The following is a 17,016-nucleotide window of genomic DNA, read 5'->3' on the forward strand; positions in this document are numbered from 1 at the left end:
TCTTTAACGAGCAAAGTAGACAACCCCTTTGGTGAAAATTAACCACATAATTAACTTCGCTAAAGGTGCAGGAAAATCCTGTTATATGATCTTGCCGTCGTAGAAAAAAAAGAAGCTGTCCCAAACTAACATGGCCTGACGGCCACCACCATGAATGAAAATGTCTTGGCCTGTGAATCCGTATGTTCCATAATGGAACTGCAGGTCACACCGTAAACCCAAGCAAGATATTCGTACTTTTTCTACGACGACGAAGGGTTTACTAGCACTCCTTGACTGGATAAGTGACTGGGAGTGTACACATGTTGCCATGGAGAGCACGGGTGTGTATTGGAAGCCAGTTTGGAACATTTTAGAGGAGCAATTTACGCTTATCCTAGCGAATGCTAGACGGATCAAAAACGTTCCTGGACGTAAGACGGATGTCGCAGATGCAGCTTGGATTGCGCAGCTACTTTGTTCTGGACTCATTACTCCTAGCTTCGTACCACCAGAAGACATTCGGAATATGCGAGATTTGACGCGTTACCGACGCAAGTTGCTGCGGGACGCGACAGCTGAGAAAAATCGTATTCACAAGATTTTGCAGGATGCTAATGTAAAGCTTGTCGGGTCACTTATTATTTAATTGGATGTGAAATAATGCTGAATATTGGGCCCAATATTCGTAGATTACGAAAATTGAATATTTAAATCAAGTGGAGTTCTCGAATAGAATAGGCATTTCTCAAGGATGAGATTGAGCAAGGAAATTGTAATCCATCGTTTGATACCTTATTAGCAATAAAGAAACAATTTAATTGTGATGATTTAATAATAATCGAGAATGATATATTTAAATCAAATAATTCTTCTGTTTTATCAGAAGGAGAATTAAGCATGATATCAAACTATAGGTTGTTAGATGGGTTTGATCAAAATGAAATAGATGAAATCATTAAAATAAAGATTTCTTTAAATAAAGGAAGAATCAAATCTGAAATAAAGTCGTGATCCTCTTAATTAGTCCCGGTGAGCTATTACAGTCATCGGGACTATTTTTTTATGGTAGATTATCGAACTGTCATTAAAGCTAACGGACAGAAGAGCTGAGAAAATAAACGACTGAAAATGAATCAATTGATTGTATTTTAAGTTAAGTGAGGGATGAAAAATGGACAAATCAGTAGAGTATTCATTTTTATTGCCTATTTATTATTTTTATAATTAGAAAGAAGAAAAAATAGAAGCGGATTATTTTTGTACGAGCTATTTATCGAAAGGCGGATGTGGTATCAGATAGATCGCACATATTCGGAGGAGCGAAGCCATGAACATGATGTCTTCCAATGTCGGCCATGAAATTGAGATAGGCGATATGCGGCTTACGGCGGATCACCGCGGCGACTCCCAAGTCGAGGCGCGGCTTCAAATACCTCTTCGAAGAAGGCAGGCGCAAATTGGTCGATGTTCATAAACCCGCCGTCCGTGAACGCACCCAGATGAACCAAAGCAACTTCCGATTGCTTACGAGCGGCTATTTCCATACTGGCGTGCAAAGCGATTGCGTTCCATACGAGCGAGATCTTCTCAGAAGGATAAGCATGCTCCTGAAGAAATGCTGCTGCGGCATCGGCGCCATCGACTTCAAACCGCGAAGGCCCGATAAAGCGTTCGAGAATACCAAGATCATGCATGATCGCGGAGAGATATAGAAGTTCGGCGTCAAATTTCTTGCCCATTTTATTCCCAAGTGCCGCTCCAAAGATGTAGCTTCTAAGAGCAAGATTGAAGATTGGAGTTGGAGATACTTCGCGTTCAAGTAGCTTCTTTGGCAAGCTTTGTGTCCGGTATGACAATCCCTGCAATTTCTTTACCCATACTTGCATCTCATTCTATATATATTTTGCTAACATAAAGATACCGTTCGGTATCATAATGCTAGCAAATGGATGTAGGTCAGTCAACACAGACACTCCTTCGAACTAAACTTGTACACAAAGTCTTGTCAAATTAATGAAATTAGTCCTAGGAGTGTTGAAGCCGTAAAGTATTGTGATATATTAAAAAAAAGATACCGTTCGGAATCATATTGAAGGGGATGTCTTATGAAAAAGATGGATAGTAAGTTCTTATACTTCACCATGGTACTTGTAGTCACTGTTTTTGTAGTTCGGGTCATTTATACAAACATGATTGTTGACCCACAAGCGACTGAATTTGTAAGCCACAAAACCGGAAGCATCCCTTCTGTCCGCATGACGACGTGGTTGAATGTCTTACATATTCATATCATAGTTGCGTGTATTTCCATGCTGACGGGCGCGATCAATTTTTCAACTTCACTATTGAGAAAATACCCACTGATGCACAGAGGCAACGGGTTTCTGTATCTCGTCTCCGTCTTGGCTGTCATTATGACCTCCGGATATTTGGCTCCATATTCAACAGGCGGAAAAATGAACAGCATCGCATTCAACCTTATAAATATCATCTGGCTGGCCATCACCATTACGGCCTTTATCCAGATCAAACGAAGAAAAATCGATTTGCACCGCAAATGGATGACTCGCAGCTATGCTTTCTGCTTTACGAACATGTTCATTCATATATTTTTATTTGTACTCAATGATTGGATCGGAATGAGTTATGAAGCCAGCTATACTATTGGCGTCTATGGGAGTATCGTTCTCAATCTTACTTTGGCTGAAGCCGTGAACAGGTATATTTATAGAAGCCCGTCCGGCTCATCCGCTAACATTGAGATCTATTGACGATGTATGAATACTACGGGACGACAGAACTAAAGGAAAGAAGAGGTCTACTTTTCGTCTGCGGTCGTTTACGGCTTAGGATTTCCTAAGGTTGTAGTCTGCGATCTCGGTCGTGCCGTCGAATGGGCATTCAAAGGTGTTCGGCTTAAAGCGAGGATGCCCGCTGATGAACGCGGCCATTGAGCATGACGATGGGCACCCATTGTTGCGCCGAAAAGCCATGGATCGCATGAACATCGGCATATTTATTACAGCATAGATAATATATCCATATTTTTGAAAACCTTGTAAGCATAAGCCTCTACTTTTTGTTGACAGCACACAAAAAAAGCGCTGATCGCCGGCAGGGGACACAATGCTGTCAGGTTAGTAGATTTTGCTATAGTAGAGGTAAATGATAGAAACGGATGATAGCGCGTGGTTCATGCTATGCCATTAATACGAACAACTCGAAACCTCAAGCAATAACTTGGTATTGAGCCTCTATTATATTTTGTATTTTATGGTAGGCTGAATATCAATAGAGTACTGAATTTATAATTCCTGAAAAATAAATAAGATGTTACGAGGAGGCAGAAATGCAGAAAAATAGCAACTATACGCCATTGATCACGATTTTTTCAATTGCATTGGTAGGGTTAATTGCAACGTTATACTTTCTTCCGGGATACAAAGGAACGATTGGTTTTAATGTTAAGATTTTACCGCTTCTGAATGCGATTTTTAACTTGTTCACCTTCTTATTTTTAATTATTTCTCTAATTGCAATTAAGAGGAAGGACATCACTGTGCACAGAAATTTTATCCTTTTTGCATTTGTCACGACAGCATTATTTTTAATCTCTTATGTTATTTATCATTTTTTGACAGTACCAACCAAATTCGGAGGAAGCGAAGAATTAAAATTTGTTTATTATTTTATTTTAATCTCGCACATCTTGCTAGCGATCATCAATGTGCCGCTTGCCCTAATTTCCGCTACAAGAGGTTTTAATATGCAAATCGAGCAGCATCGTAAAATTGCCAAACTAACCATGCCCATTTGGTTATATGTGAGTTGTACGGGCGTCATTGTTTATCTGCTCATTTCCCCATATTATTAACTCAATTTTCGCATCTCACAATTGTAGTTTAGGCCCTGCACCATGCGACCTAAAAGTGATAGAAAAATACCTTTTGCTTGGTAATTACCAGGCAAGGACTTCATCATTCTTTTTCTGTATCATTCGAGCTTTGCTTGGCGCCGATTCCTCCAGGATTTAAGCCTTACCTTCATCCGGCATTTCAAGTCGCTTACGTCAAACTCTCGCATACGAGTTTTCATTGTAGATGATTCTGTCCTGAAGTGGACTCGAAGTAAGAAGGCGGAACTATTAGCACGCGTGAGCGATCACACAGTATTACAGGGAAATGTTTTTGAATTCAGAATTGACGATGGCTTTGATAAAAGAAGCAATGCCATTTGTATTTATTTTTCGATACATGTTAATAATAATTAGGAGTTAGCGAGCAAATCGTATCGTTGACCTAAAGAACTGACCTTAACAGTCAAGTTATTGACTTCATGTTCAATAATGAGTATGATAATTTCATGAGCAGACCAAGAGAATTTGATTATAACCAAGTTTTACGTGAAGCTATTGAAGTATTTAGAGAGCATGGATACAATGCATCATCATATGAACTTTTAACGAAAGGAACAAAGTTGAAAAAGCAAAGCCTGTATGGAGCATTCGGAGACAAGAAATCTCTTTTCGAAAAGTCACTTTCTTTTTATTGTGATGATTTCCTATCTCGTTTCCGGAAAATGATGGCTCATGATTCATTAGGCTTAGATGCACTACGATATTTGCAAAAGCATTTCCTCGTATTTAATGATGAAAGAAAGAATGTAGGGTGTCTTATCGTTAACTCCTCATTAGAATTGACGGATCCTGAATTTGTATTCGTTAAAAATGAGTTTGACAAAATGTTTAACGGGATAAGAGACATTTTAAACTGCGTTATTCTTGAGGGGCAACAGATGGGGACAATAACTCATAAGCTAACAAGTGAGCAGTTAGCGCATAATATGGCCAATTCGATTGTTGGAATTAGAGTTATGATACGGGCAAACATGCCTAAAGAACAAATCCAAGCAGCATTGGATACTACAATTGAAACAATTTTAATTTAATCTAGAGAGATCATTACTTTTCTTTATATATTATTGACTATTTGGTCAATAATGGTGAGCAGAAAATTGACTGTGATAAGGGAGCTGCTGATATGAATAACAGAAAAACAAACCACGCGGATAATAACAATATCCTATCAGCGAAGCATCGTAATATAATTTTAATAATCTTATGCATTGCTGTTTTCATGGCAAGCTTAGATGTTTTTATTGTGAATGTCGCACTAAATAAAATTGGACATTCTATAGGGCAAGCCTCGTTATCTAATTTGAGTTGGGTTCTTAACGGGTATGCCATTTTCTATGCCGCTTTGTTGGTTCCGGCAGGAAAATTAGCGGATAGAATTGGCCAGAAGAATGGGTTCTTAATGGGATTGAGCTTATTTACAGTGTCAAGTCTAGGGGCAGCACTTAGTGGGCATTTATGGGTGCTTATTCTGTTTCGGTGTCTTCAGGCTGTAGGAGCCGCGATTCTAACGCCGAGTAGTTTGGGGCTCCTGCTTACTGTTATGCCGGACGAACAAAAAAGACGAGCTGTTCAAATCTGGACGAGCAGTGGGTCACTTGCGGCGGCGGCAGGGCCTGCTGCCGGAGGTTTTTTACTGGAATTATCCTGGCAATGGATCTTTATCATTAATATTCCTATAGGTATATTCGCCATAATAGCTGCATTCAAATATATACCTAATCAAAGATCGATAACAAATTCGGGATTACCAGATCTTTGGGGTGGATTACTTCTTGTAGCTTCCATAGGAGGGTTGTCCCTTGGACTCGGAAAAGGTACTGATTTAGGATGGGAACATCCGGCAATTTGGGGAAGCTTCATTTTATTTGCGGTTGCGTTAACTGGTTTCATCTTTCGTTCACGCAAACATCCATTCCCTATTATTGAGTTCTCATTGTTTCGCAGCTCAGTTTTCACTTTTTCAAATACTACGATCTTCCTTGTTAATATTGCTTTTGCCATGGAACTGTTATCCATTATTATGTACATGCAGAACGTATGGGGCTGGTCTTCATTGACAACAGGACTTGCGATTAGTACAGGTCCCTGCATGGTATGGCCATTTGCCATTGTTGGTCAACGTCTATCTAAACGAATTCCTCTTAATATAGTCGCTGCTATTGGTATCTTTTTGATTGGAGTGGGTTCCATGCTATTTGCATTATCCACCCAAAATGTTCCTAATTATTGGACACAAATTTTTCCTGGCTGGATGATAATCGGGATGGGGTATGGAATGGCGTTACCTATTATTATCTCTTCAGCCACTAAAGAATTGACAACTAATCAGACAGCTACGGGCAGCGCGATCGTTAATATGTTCCGACAAATTGGTACAGTCTTTGGGACAACAATTTTAGTTGTTGTACTCGGTTCGTCCATAAGAAATTCGAGCGCCTTTGATAATAGTTGGATGATTGCGGCCGTGATTTCAATTCTTGGAACATTTACAGCATTCGGTCTCTTGCCAAAACAAAGTAGGGCAACAATACTTACGAAATAACAGTGCATCGAAACAATGTACGCACTGCATGATTTCCGCTCCATTGACTGAACCGCGTGGACGACGGTGGATGACGAAGAGCGCCGCCTCGCGCGTTCGCGCTATGCTGATGTAGTACTTATTTAACAATTGGGAGGTAATGAAGATGAGCAAGGTATGGTTTATTACCGGTAGTTCTAGTGGGTTCGGAAAACAATTTGTCGAACAACTCATAGCAAGAGGGGAGAAAGTGGTAGCGACTGCTCGCAATCCGAAAAATCTTTTTGAATTGGAAAGAGAAATTCCTCATCAATTGCTTGTAGCTGCACTGGATGTACGCGATCGCGATCAAATTGATAAGGCTGTCAATGCGGCAACTGAAAAATTCGGACGTATTGATGTAGTTGTTAACAATGCAGGTTATAGTTTAAAAGGGATGCTTGAAGAATATACGGAAGAACAAATCCAAAAACAATTTGAAGTTAATGTTTTTGGTTTAATAAATGTTGTCCGTGCTACATTACCAGTATTAAAAAAACAATTATCCGGTCATTATCTTAATTTTTCATCAGTTATGGGCACATTTGGTGTTCCAACTTTTAGTTTATATAGTGCTTCTAAATTTGCGGTTGAAGGACTATCAGATACGATGGCTGCAGAATTACAATCATTCGGAATTAAAACTACAGCCGTGGAGCCTAGTTTATTCGCAACGGATTTTGCTGGGCGCTCAATGGAGCATACGGAGAGACTGCCTGAGTACGAAGCTATCCATGAAGGAATAAACAAAATGATTGCTGGTTGGGCTGCAGGAGATCCAGCAAAAGCGGTACATGCCATAATAACGATGGTTGAAAGTTCTAATCCACCAGTTCACTTTCCTGTAGGTGCAAGTGCAACTGTGAGCATTCGCCAAACTTTAGAGAAAAGAATAGAGGAAGTTAATTTATGGGCAGACCTTGCTTCAAATACAGACTTTAGCCAGTAAAGTGAACTCAATACTCATAGCTGACGGTGCTTAAATGGAACTATTGAGTAGATAAACAACAATAGATACATTATACGACAGCCCTCAACATCTCTGCATGGTGGGGGCTGTTTGACGCTTACTTATAATCCATCTCGGCTGCTGCTTCGCATCGTTCGCAAAGTTCTTCGATATGGGTTTCAATTAATTTGTCCAGCAAATCTATTTGCCCGGTCGGAAACGCCTGGATTTTCAGTCTCGGTAGTCGAATCAAAGCATATTTTCTCAATCCGCTTGCATCGACTTCAAATTTTTTCGGCGAAGAATGGCAATTAACCAAAGAAGAGTTGGAATCCCAAAACGAAATATAGGAAAAATAAAGTTTTTCAAGAACATTGGGAAGATTACTTGAGACTCGTCGATATTTCTTGGTAAAAGTGAAACAATGAAGATAAGTGTTGCGGGCACCCAGATTACTTTTCTCCAGTTCCGAATTTGAAATAACTGTGCAGATCCGTAGCTCGTAATAAATAAGTAAAGACTCAATTTAAGATAGATACTGAAAATAAAACCGACGACAACCAATATATCCATGTTTTGTATGAACCCCATGACAGAAATGTATTGAATGAAGGAGAAGATCGGGTATTGTAATTTAGCTGGCACCGAGTTCCCGAAAACCATTAAAAGGTATGCGATATTGTTTAAAAGAAACAAGCATGAAATGCCAACGCCCCATAAACTCGAGAATAAAACCTTCTTTTTGTTTGAAATAAATGATATGAGCATTACGATCATGAACGATTCCCCAGTGAGCGAAGTCATAATTAACCCGCCTCTAAATACTGGTGGCCACCCTTCCGAGGGAAGTAGAGGAAACAAACGAAGTGGTTTAACGTCTTTTAAAGCCAAGATCGAAAATAGTACAACACTTAAAAGGATAAATGGGCCAATAATTTCACTACAGCGTGCTACGATATGAAGTCCTGAATGGACCGCATATACCATGACAATGAGCATGAATAATATAATCACCCATAAAGGGGTATTGGAGAATAGTGCCAAATAAACGAAATCTGCATACTCTCTGAGTATAATTCCAGCAATCACTATCCAAATAAACAAATAGATGAGTACAATTGCTCGGCCTAACCATCGTCCAATAAGTTTTTGCACAAATTCAACAAATGTTTCATTAGGAAAAAAAAGGCTGGTTTTTGCTGCGATATACGTGATGACAATCGAAGCAAATAAAGAAATGACCATAGCTAATAGGACCCCTTGTTTAGCCACAGCGAAAGCCGGACTCAACGTGAATAGATTTGTCATTCCTAATTCCATGGAAAACAATAGCCAAAACAGTTGGTAACTCGAAAGCTTCATGTTATCCATCCTTAAAGTCAGTTGTCCGCCGATGTACCTTGGAGGCCGATTTGTTTGATTAATACTTTTGACACACTGAGCTTACTATTTCAGGGTCGCGAGTAAATGAATCTAAAATATTTGAAAACCTGGATTTTTCCAATGACTCTTGGATACGCGTTGCTTCACGAGTTGGATAACATCCGTTTTATTCATCCTTATAATCAATTTTCTGTCAAAGATGGGCCCTGGAAGCCGATTTGTCTGATCGAAACTTTAGGTTGAACACTTAGTTTCGCGTCTATAAAATCTTGTTGCCAAGAGTACTTCAAGGACTTCCACTCGTGTGGATGTTGTCGGGAGATAGTTTCGCCAAAGTCAAATACATCGGACTTAAATTGTTTTTGAGCAGTACTAATGATTCGGAGTACAGCTTTCTCAATTTCTTTATTAAGAGCCTTTTCGAATTTGTTTAGATTCTCGATGTTTCTAATATTTAAGGTTGTATTGTTTTCGAGAACCAAGGCAGTTCCAGTTAATTCGATTTTTATGTTAACTTGGCCGGAATCGATTTGAGTATAAACCCTTCTGCCTAGATGCGCGATATTTACACTAAACATTGCATTTTCTTTTGGCATCTTTACGCTGAAAATTGGGAGGTTTTTCATTTCGCCGATGACCCACAACCGAAGACCGGAATCAACTAAATTATAAAATCCAACTAATTCCTGTTTACGATTAAAAATAGAGCGACCAAAGAAACTGATTGTTTTTTTATTTAATTTCTGATTTGTTTCAATCTCAACTGCCGGCAGCGTAGGGCTACCACCCTCACTGTTTTCCTGAATGATATAATCCAAAAAAGAATTCCCTACACCGGTACCAATCGTTTGCCTCATCTTTAGTGCGGCTATAGCAGGCACTTTTTCGAGTGGATAGTCCACTTTCATGAATTCAAGAGCAGTAGCACCTTTTACAACCCAAATATCGGCCCTAAAACGATTTTCAGAGTCACGAGCAAATGAATCCATGATTGTTGAAAAGCCGGTCTTTGCCATCTGCTCTCCAATAAAAATATTTCGACGGTGCCCACGGGATACTTTTCTCGATAACTTTCGTTGAATATTAAATAGCGTATCAGATATATTTTGCCCAATTCCCGTTTCGACAAAATAAGACTGTCTTGAACCACTTCCAGATTCTCCAGATTTCGATGGAATCATAAACTGCGTGGTAATCATATAGTTTCCATTTTCTTGAAGATCAATTCCGGCGCCTAATTCGAATAATCTGTCATTTAACTCTCGACGATCCCAACATCCAGTCAATAAAGAAATAATGATTACTGCGAATAGACAGGCTAGCCGTTTATCTTTCATTTTACCTCCGTTTTAGTCTACTGATTATCGATCTTGACAGTGAATCCATTCCCCACCACGGAGCTCTGATTAGTATATCTTTAAGACCACTTACGGACATTGGAGCGATTGGGGAAAGATAAGGGACACCAAACGATTCTAACTTTGTCAAATGAATCATAATGATAATTGTTCCCATTACGATCCCATATAATCCCAAAGCGCCAGATAGGAGGAGCAAAGGAAATCGAAGAATTCGAAAAGCAATTCCCATATTGTAACGGGGAATCGCGAAAGAGGCGATACCGGTCAAGGATACGATGATGACCATAGGGGCGGATACGATCCCTGCCTGTACCGCTGCTTGACCTATTACTAGAGCTCCGACAATGCTCACGGCAGATCCGACCGCTTTGGGTAAGCGTACTCCGGCTTCACGTAATCCTTCGAATAGGAACTCCATCAAAAGAGCCTCAATGAGGCTAGGGAATGGGACGCCTTCACGAGCAGATGTAATGCTTAGCAAGAAATTGGTTGGTAGCAACTGAGGATGGAATGTTGTTACAGCCACAAACAGAGACGGTAAGAACAGAGTGATAGTAAATAAAATAAAACGTGTCCAACGTACCAGCGTCGAATATAGAAAACGCTCGTAGTAATCCTCAGCGGATTGAAAGGCTGTCCAAAAAGTCATTGGTACGATAAGAGCATTTGGAGTTCCATCAGTAAGTATCGCGACTTTTCCCTCCAGTAAATTGGCTGCCACAATATCAGGTCGTTCGGTATTAAGTATCTGGGGGAATGGAGTAAATGATTTGTCTTCGATAAATTCCTCGATATATCCTGATTCTAGAACAGCTTTTATATGTATAACGGATAATCGTTGTTTCACTAAATTGATTACCTCAGATCGAGCCGTTCCCTCCAAATATGCGATTACAATCTTTGTCTTGGATAGTTGACCAATACTAACGGATTCCAACTTGAGTTCAGGCGTTTGAATTCTTCTGCGAATCAAAGCTGAATTGGTCGTTAAGGTTTCAGTAAAGCTTTCACGAGAGCCACGGATGGTAATCTCAGAAGCTGGTTCTTCCACTCCTCTGTGCTCCATACCGCTAATATCTAGAAGCACAGCTTCAGATTCCCCATCTACAATGATTGCCAATTTGGATTGCAGTATCCCTTCTACGATAGCACTCACATAGTGTGAATATTCGATTGATCTCAGTGCGGGAAATTGTTTTTTCAAGGATGAAGTAGACGATTCATTTTCGCCTTCGCTACCTAATTTTGCAGACAGCCACGAAGCAATTAGGGTAGGGTCAAAAATTGTAGTATCAACCAATCCGTTCACATAAATCATGAGGATTGAGCACTGGTTATGTAAACAATAAGTCTGATAAACGATGTCGAAACATCGATTGAAGACTTGCCGCATCAATGCTTCATTTTCTGCCAAATCAATGTTCAGAATGTCCTGGGAAATTGATTCAGGATTCGTATGTACTTTCAATCACAGACACCTCCTTTATTTTTTTAACATTATCCCTTAAGAAAAAATTTCTTATTCATGAATGCAATACTGATTTGGATTTGTACGAACAAAACCAAAAAGCATGGCGAAAGATTAATGGAAATATACGTTTGGGCAATCTCACTCTTTTTTCTATTATCGTACGGTGTGTTGCTCTGATGTTTTTTATAAAGAAGCAGTTTCAGGTAAACTTAAATTCGCATGTTTGCCCGAGTTGGCCTAATGCAGTTCAATGACACTGATTCTCCTTTGTACCTGTTCTTTGCCTTCGGGCCCAATAATCTTACTTTCTCTTTTAAATCGGACACATTAAGTTATTCAAGTGCTTTTCTTGACAAACGGTTCCTACTTCCCACACTGAATTCCTTTCAGCCCATTTATCCGTCCAGCCGTTTCCGAAATTGATTTCGTACACTTGGTATTCCCGTTTGCCTTTCGATTTTGGATTGTTGGAGACATAATGGAACTTCCCTCCGGCAGAGTCTTTAACTTCGCAGATGATGAAGAAAATTACTTCGCTGTATCGGAAAAGAAATAAGATAACGAAAAAATTACGAAAGCAGCTAATCAGAAATGATCAGCTGCTTTTTTATCTAGGCAAAATTGGTGTTTTTAAGATCGGAAATGGAGCAAAACCTTCCGTAGTTGAACTGCATTTCCTTATATTTTGAGAAGTGATTTAATGAATATTCTCCGGATCAGTCGTTGTGACCCTCTAAAACTCCGTAAGACATCATCGGACCGTGGTAGATAATTCGCTCAATGAAGCGGGCGATTTCGGACGGCGTCTCGCGCATGCCGGTATTTATCCAGTGCGAGAGCACGCCGAGATTGGCAGACACCGTATAAGCGAGTAAGTAGTCGGTGGGCACGAGGAACTGTTCGATATCTGGCTGTCGCAGCGTGATATTGCCCCAAATATGCTTCGTGACTAGCTCTTTGAAGCGCAGTCCGAACGAAATATCGCCCATAGGACCGAACATGATTTTCATGAAATCGCCGTTGTGCTCCAGCTCTTCAATGATCCGTACCAATTTCGGATAGGGCTCGTCTTTTTCGACGTAAGCTTTTACTTCGTATACATTGCTCTCTTGCATAAGCACCGAGAGCGTGTTCAAGATTTCCGTCTTGATCTGTTCGAGCATGTCCTGTGCATCTCGGTAGTGCAGGTAGAACGTCCCACGGTTTACGTCCGCGCGCGTCGTAATGTCCGTAACGGTTAAGCCGTCCGTGCCCTTCTCCTCAATGAGTGCCATGAGCGCTTGGCGGAGCAGTTGCTTCGTTCGTGCTTGTCTTCGGTCCATTTTACCGTTTGTCACCTATGCTTCCTCCATTTCCTGAAAAAATAGGTTGTGCTAATGAATACAATACCTGCCTAGTGACGATTAGTGAACAGTGATCGCGACATTGACGATTGTATTGTTCTCCTTTTTCATTATAATTAACAGTACGGTCATTAATCAACACAATGTCCGATATATAAAGATAGAGTGGAGATGGCGTGATGGCATTTTTCAAACAAAAAACGGTATGGATCGGATTGATTGCTGTCTTTGTCGTGCTGACAATATTCGGGGTGGCGATGATGGGCTCAGTGCTTGGATCGAAGCCGAAGAACCTGCCCGTGGCGCTCGTCGTGGAAGACGGACCGGCGACACTGCAAAATGGCAGCAAGTTGAACGTTGGTGTGATCGTGAAGGAGAAACTGCTAGCGAACAAAACGTTGCCGATCGAGTGGCACGTTGTCGCTACGGAAGCGGCGGCGTACGAAGGGCTCGATCAGCAGGACTATTACGGTGCGTTCGTGCTACCGGCGAATTTGAGCGCGGGCGTCGCTTCACTTGCCGGGCCGGAACCGCAACACGCGACGGTGCGAATCATCGGAAACGATGGAATGAACATGCAGGCGTCGACAACAGTGAAGCAGATTCTCGGCCAGGTGTCGCGGAGCATTAGTGCCGAGATGTCACAGCAGGTGCTCGGTATGATCTCCCAGCAGACGAACGTCATTCCAGTAGGTACGGCTACGGCGCTGCTCACGCCATTCGATGTGCAAGAGCAGACGGTGCATCCGATCGGTGCGAACAACGCCAGCGGCAACGCGCCGGGGATGCTGACGCAGATTATGTGGATTGGCAGCCTAGTCGTAAGCATACTGCTATTCCTGTCGTCAAAGAAGGTATCGGCTGGTGAAAGCCGCCGGATCGTTGTGATATCGTCGCAGGCGATCACAGGCATCGTGTTCGTGACTTTGGCTTCCGGCTTCCTGGTATGGATGGCCACGGCGTGGTACGGTATGCCGCTCGTTGATTCCGGTGGCACCTGGACGGTACTTATGCTTGCGGGAGTCGCATTCTACCTAATACAGTCCGCGGTGTTCAACTGGATTGGTCTGCCGACGATTCCGATTATGATCCTGCTCATGTTTTTCTCGATGCCCGTCGTGAACATGGCGCCGGAATTTCTCCCGCAAGCGACACAGGATTGGCTTTATGCATGGACGCCACTCAAGTTCGCGGCTTCGGCGCTGCGTAACTCGCTGTATTTTGCGGATGTGTCGGTGACGTCTTTGAATCTTACGGTGCTCTGGTCAGTCTCGGGTGCGGGGCTGTCACTGCTGCTGGCTTCGGCATGGAAAATGGTCAAAGCTCCAAATGAGGCTCCTGCTTCTGTTCCTGCAAAATAAACCGCTAATAAAGACGTGAATAGGTGCCAAAATTCAAATTATTGACTATTTGGTCAATAATGAGTATGATAGATTTATCATCAGACCAAGAAGACAAGTATTACATTTCTTTTTCGAGAATTCGATGATCAGCTCAAACAGCTTACAATCGCCGCCGAATCTCGGATCGAGTATATTCCGAATGAGTTTTGGCATATAAAGCATGGATCGTTAAGAAAAATTATAATTCATCATTCAATGGAGGTTAACAATGGGTAAAATAGGGATTTTCGGATTTGGACGTATCGGCAGGCAATTATTAAGAGTCGCTTTGCAGGATCAACTTTTCGTTCCGGTTTCCATTTCGGATATTAAAGATGAAGCGACGCTTGCGGCTCTTTTCGAAGTAGATACCAACTATAAGCGCTGGCCCGAAGATGTCTCCGGACGGGAAGGTCTTATGGTTATCGGAGGACGGGAGATTCAGTTTATCAATTCGTCGAAACAAGTTCCGGATTGGAAGGCATTGGATGTGGATCTGGTAATCGACTGTACAGGCCGAGCCGTTACCCGCGCTATAGCACAAGTCCATTTAGATCGCGGTGCAAATAGAGTACTGGTTAGTGGACCCAGTAAGAGCCTTGAAGATTGCGATGCTGTTTTGCTTAAAGGAATAAATCTGGATAGTTTCGATCCGGAAAAGCACAAGATCATTAGTATGGCGAGTTGTACGACCAATGCATTGGCTCCAGTTGTCAAAATCGTAAGAGAAAACTTCGGGATCAAGTATGGTCTATTCTCGACCGTCCATTCCTATACAAACACGCAATCGCTAACGGATCAGCCTATGAAGGATCGAAGGGATTCGTGGGCCGCTGCTGAAAATATCATTCCTTCTTCATCTGGGGCTGCAAAAGCCCTTAAATTCATATGGAACGATTTACAGATTACGGGTAAGGCGTATCGAATTCCAACCCGTACCGGAAGTATTGCTGAATTAAACCTTGTTACGGAAAAGCCATGTACGGTACAACAAGTAAACGATATATTTCGCAGTGCCGCCATAGATGGTCAACTGAAGGGAGTTTTGGATGTTTTAGAAGGTGAATGGGCATCTTCTCGTATCGTAGGCGATTCCCATTCCTCCATTATCGACCTTCCTTTGACTCAGGTACAGGGAGAACTCCTATCCGTTGCAACATGGTACGATAACGAATGGGGTTATGCTTCACGGTTAGCTGAAGTAGCAGCTTATCTAGTAAATAAGTGAAAATGCTAATATATTGAAATTATAATTTTTTATACATTTAGGGCTATCGAACATTGCCGATAGTCCTTTATCTCATTGTTTAGTGAACATGACGTCAAATTAATCGGCCGGCGGTACCATGATGAAGAAAATTACTTTGCTGTGTCGGAAAAGAAATAAGATAACGAAAAAATTACGAAAGCGGCTAATCAGAAATGATCAGCTGCTTTTTTATCTAGGCAAAATCGGTGTTTTTAAGATCGGAAATGGAGCAAAACCTTCCGTGGTTGAACTGCATTTCCTCATATTTAGAGAAGTGATTTAATGAAGATTCTCCGGATCAGTCGTTATGACCCTCTAAAACTCCGGAAGACATCAGCGGACCGTGGTAGATAATTCGCGCAATGAAGCGGGCGACTTCGGACGGCGTCTCGCGCATGCCGGTATTTATCCAGTGCGTGAGCACACCGAGATTGGCAGACACCGTATAAGCGAGTAAGTAGTCGGCGGGCATGAGGAACTGTTCGATATCTGGATGTCGCAGTGTGATTTTGCCCCAAATATGCTTCGTGACTAGCTCTTTGAAGCGCAGTCCGAACGAAATATCGCCCGTAGGACCGAACATGATTTTCATGAAATCGCCGTTGTGCTCCAGCTCTTCAATGATCCGTACCAATTTCGGATAAGGCTCGTCGTTTTCGACATAAGCTTTTACTTCGTATACATCGCTCTCCTGCATAAGCACCGAGAGTGTGTTCAAGATTTCCGTCTTGATCTGTTCGAGCATGTCCTGTGCATCCCGGTAGTGCAGGTAGAACGTCCCACGGCTCACGTTCGCGCGGGTCGTAATGTCCGTAACGGTTAAGCCGTCCGTGCCCTTCTCCTGAATGAGTGCCATGAACGCTTGGTGGAGCAGTTGCTTCGTTCGTGCTTGTCTTCGGTCCATTCTACCGGTTGTCATCTATGCTTCCTCCATTTCCTGCAAAAAAGGTTGTGCTAATGAATACAATACCTGCCTAGTGACGATTAGTGAACAGTGATCGCGATATTGACGATTGTATTGTTCTCCTTTCTCATTATAATTAACAATACGGTCATTAATCAACATCGTGTCCGATATAAATATAAAGATAAGGTGGAGATGGCGTGATGGATTGCTGTCTTTGTCGTGCTGACAATATTCGGGATGGCGATGATGGGCTCGGTGCTTGGATCGAAGCCGAAGAACCTGCCCGTGGCGCTCGTCGTGGAAGACGGACCGGCGACACGGCTACGGCGCTGCTCACGCCATTCGATGTGCAAGAGCAGACGGTGCATCCGATCGGTGCGAACAACGCCAGCGGCAACGCGCCGGGGATGCTGACGCAGATTATGTGGATTGGCAGCCTAATGCAAATCCAGGAAACGTTGGACACGGCAATTGAAGCGATTTTAATTTAGAACGTATTTATTTTTCAAGAGT

The 17,016-nt window shown here is 42.0% G+C and carries 14 protein-coding genes and 3 pseudogenes; 11 read left to right on the top strand and 6 right to left on the bottom strand.

Features of this window, described 5'->3' with window-relative positions; translation table 11 throughout:
• Positions 1-220: 220 nt before the first annotated feature.
• Positions 221-622 (top strand): annotated as a pseudogene (locus AC58P7_RS15100) (IS110 family transposase); the annotation flags it as partial.
• Positions 623-1,364: 742 nt separating this feature from the next.
• On the opposite strand, the gene AC58P7_RS15105 reads toward AC58P7_RS15100, so the two are convergent.
• Positions 1,365-1,868 (bottom strand): HD domain-containing protein, encoded by a 504-nt coding sequence (locus AC58P7_RS15105; RefSeq protein ID WP_497344147.1) that lies wholly within the window; start codon positions 1,866-1,868, stop codon positions 1,365-1,367.
• Between the two features lie 219 nt (positions 1,869-2,087).
• Between AC58P7_RS15105 and AC58P7_RS15110 the strand changes: the two genes are divergently transcribed.
• The 6 genes and pseudogenes from AC58P7_RS15110 (at position 2,088) to AC58P7_RS15135 (ending at position 7,407) form a co-directional block, all read left to right on the top strand.
• Entirely contained in the window at positions 2,088-2,753 is a 666-nt protein-coding gene (locus tag AC58P7_RS15110) for a DUF2306 domain-containing protein (RefSeq protein WP_497344148.1), read from the top strand.
• A gap of 578 nt (positions 2,754-3,331) precedes the next feature.
• The gene (locus AC58P7_RS15115; protein WP_497344150.1) at positions 3,332-3,856 is read left to right on the top strand and encodes a DUF420 domain-containing protein; all 525 of its coding nucleotides are present in this window, start codon (positions 3,332-3,334) and stop codon (positions 3,854-3,856) included.
• A gap of 84 nt (positions 3,857-3,940) precedes the next feature.
• Positions 3,941-4,147, top strand: a pseudogene (locus AC58P7_RS15120) (IS4 family transposase); the annotation flags it as partial.
• A gap of 170 nt (positions 4,148-4,317) precedes the next feature.
• On the top strand, positions 4,318-4,929 hold the full coding sequence (locus tag AC58P7_RS15125; RefSeq protein WP_497344151.1) for a TetR/AcrR family transcriptional regulator: 612 nt from the start codon (positions 4,318-4,320) through the stop codon (positions 4,927-4,929).
• A 92-nt stretch (positions 4,930-5,021) separates the two neighbouring features.
• Positions 5,022-6,440, top strand: coding sequence for an MFS transporter (locus AC58P7_RS15130; protein ID WP_497344153.1), 1,419 nt, complete (start codon positions 5,022-5,024; stop codon positions 6,438-6,440).
• 145 nt (positions 6,441-6,585) lie between these two features.
• Positions 6,586-7,407, top strand: a complete 822-nt coding sequence (locus tag AC58P7_RS15135; protein WP_497344154.1) for an SDR family NAD(P)-dependent oxidoreductase — start codon at positions 6,586-6,588, stop codon at positions 7,405-7,407.
• A 264-nt stretch (positions 7,408-7,671) separates the two neighbouring features.
• Here AC58P7_RS15135 and AC58P7_RS15140 read toward each other — a convergent pair whose 3' ends face one another.
• From AC58P7_RS15140 to AC58P7_RS15150, 3 genes are all read right to left on the bottom strand, one after another.
• Positions 7,672-8,769: a GerAB/ArcD/ProY family transporter gene (locus AC58P7_RS15140; RefSeq protein ID WP_497344156.1), complete on the bottom strand. Its 1,098-nt coding sequence runs from the start codon at positions 8,767-8,769 to the stop codon at positions 7,672-7,674.
• Between the two features lie 203 nt (positions 8,770-8,972).
• Positions 8,973-10,127: a Ger(x)C family spore germination protein gene (locus tag AC58P7_RS15145; protein ID WP_497344158.1), complete on the bottom strand. Its 1,155-nt coding sequence runs from the start codon at positions 10,125-10,127 to the stop codon at positions 8,973-8,975.
• A gap of 1 nt (position 10,128) precedes the next feature.
• Positions 10,129-11,619 carry a spore germination protein gene (locus tag AC58P7_RS15150; protein ID WP_497344160.1) on the bottom strand — a complete coding sequence of 497 codons (1,491 nt, stop codon included), beginning with the start codon at positions 11,617-11,619 and terminating at the stop codon, positions 10,129-10,131.
• Between the two features lie 469 nt (positions 11,620-12,088).
• On the opposite strand from AC58P7_RS15150, the pseudogene AC58P7_RS15155 reads away from it, so the two are divergent.
• Positions 12,089-12,178, top strand: a pseudogene (locus AC58P7_RS15155) (VOC family protein); the annotation flags it as partial.
• 160 nt (positions 12,179-12,338) lie between these two features.
• Here AC58P7_RS15155 and AC58P7_RS15160 read toward each other — a convergent pair.
• A complete protein-coding gene (locus tag AC58P7_RS15160; RefSeq protein WP_497344162.1) occupies positions 12,339-12,959 on the bottom strand; it encodes a TetR/AcrR family transcriptional regulator in 621 nt (206 codons plus the stop codon).
• 185 nt (positions 12,960-13,144) lie between these two features.
• On the opposite strand from AC58P7_RS15160, the gene AC58P7_RS15165 reads away from it, so the two are divergent.
• Entirely contained in the window at positions 13,145-14,326 is a 1,182-nt protein-coding gene (locus AC58P7_RS15165; RefSeq protein WP_497344164.1) for a YhgE/Pip domain-containing protein, read from the top strand.
• Positions 14,327-14,576: 250 nt separating this feature from the next.
• Positions 14,577-15,575 (top strand): type I glyceraldehyde-3-phosphate dehydrogenase, encoded by a 999-nt coding sequence (locus tag AC58P7_RS15170; RefSeq protein WP_497344166.1) that lies wholly within the window; start codon positions 14,577-14,579, stop codon positions 15,573-15,575.
• A 319-nt stretch (positions 15,576-15,894) separates the two neighbouring features.
• Here AC58P7_RS15170 and AC58P7_RS15175 read toward each other — a convergent pair whose 3' ends face one another.
• Positions 15,895-16,515, bottom strand: a complete 621-nt coding sequence (locus AC58P7_RS15175; protein WP_497344168.1) for a TetR/AcrR family transcriptional regulator — start codon at positions 16,513-16,515, stop codon at positions 15,895-15,897.
• Positions 16,516-16,703: 188 nt separating this feature from the next.
• On the opposite strand from AC58P7_RS15175, the gene AC58P7_RS15180 reads away from it, so the two are divergent.
• Complete coding sequence (locus AC58P7_RS15180) at positions 16,704-16,994, top strand: hypothetical protein (RefSeq protein ID WP_497344170.1); 291 nt, start codon at positions 16,704-16,706, stop codon at positions 16,992-16,994.
• Positions 16,995-17,016: the final 22 nt, after the last annotated feature.

The sequence above is a fragment of the Paenibacillus sp. J22FR5 genome (genome assembly GCF_059691975.1).

Bases quoted from the DNA above. Each gene is read 5' to 3' on its own strand.
- AC58P7_RS15105 (WP_497344147.1), bottom strand. From the start codon at position 1,868: ATGCAAGTATGGGTAAAGAAATTGCAGGGATTGTCATACCGGACACAA.
- AC58P7_RS15110 (WP_497344148.1), top strand. From the start codon at position 2,088: ATGAAAAAGATGGATAGTAAGTTCTTATACTTCACCATGGTACTTGTA.
- AC58P7_RS15115 (WP_497344150.1), top strand. From the start codon at position 3,332: ATGCAGAAAAATAGCAACTATACGCCATTGATCACGATTTTTTCAATT.
- AC58P7_RS15125 (WP_497344151.1), top strand. From the start codon at position 4,318: ATGTTCAATAATGAGTATGATAATTTCATGAGCAGACCAAGAGAATTT.
- AC58P7_RS15130 (WP_497344153.1), top strand. From the start codon at position 5,022: ATGAATAACAGAAAAACAAACCACGCGGATAATAACAATATCCTATCA.
- AC58P7_RS15135 (WP_497344154.1), top strand. From the start codon at position 6,586: ATGAGCAAGGTATGGTTTATTACCGGTAGTTCTAGTGGGTTCGGAAAA.
- AC58P7_RS15140 (WP_497344156.1), bottom strand. From the start codon at position 8,769: ATGAAGCTTTCGAGTTACCAACTGTTTTGGCTATTGTTTTCCATGGAA.
- AC58P7_RS15145 (WP_497344158.1), bottom strand. From the start codon at position 10,127: ATGAAAGATAAACGGCTAGCCTGTCTATTCGCAGTAATCATTATTTCT.
- AC58P7_RS15165 (WP_497344164.1), top strand. From the start codon at position 13,145: ATGGCATTTTTCAAACAAAAAACGGTATGGATCGGATTGATTGCTGTC.
- AC58P7_RS15170 (WP_497344166.1), top strand. From the start codon at position 14,577: ATGGGTAAAATAGGGATTTTCGGATTTGGACGTATCGGCAGGCAATTA.
- AC58P7_RS15175 (WP_497344168.1), bottom strand. From the start codon at position 16,515: ATGACAACCGGTAGAATGGACCGAAGACAAGCACGAACGAAGCAACTG.
- AC58P7_RS15180 (WP_497344170.1), top strand. From the start codon at position 16,704: ATGGATTGCTGTCTTTGTCGTGCTGACAATATTCGGGATGGCGATGAT.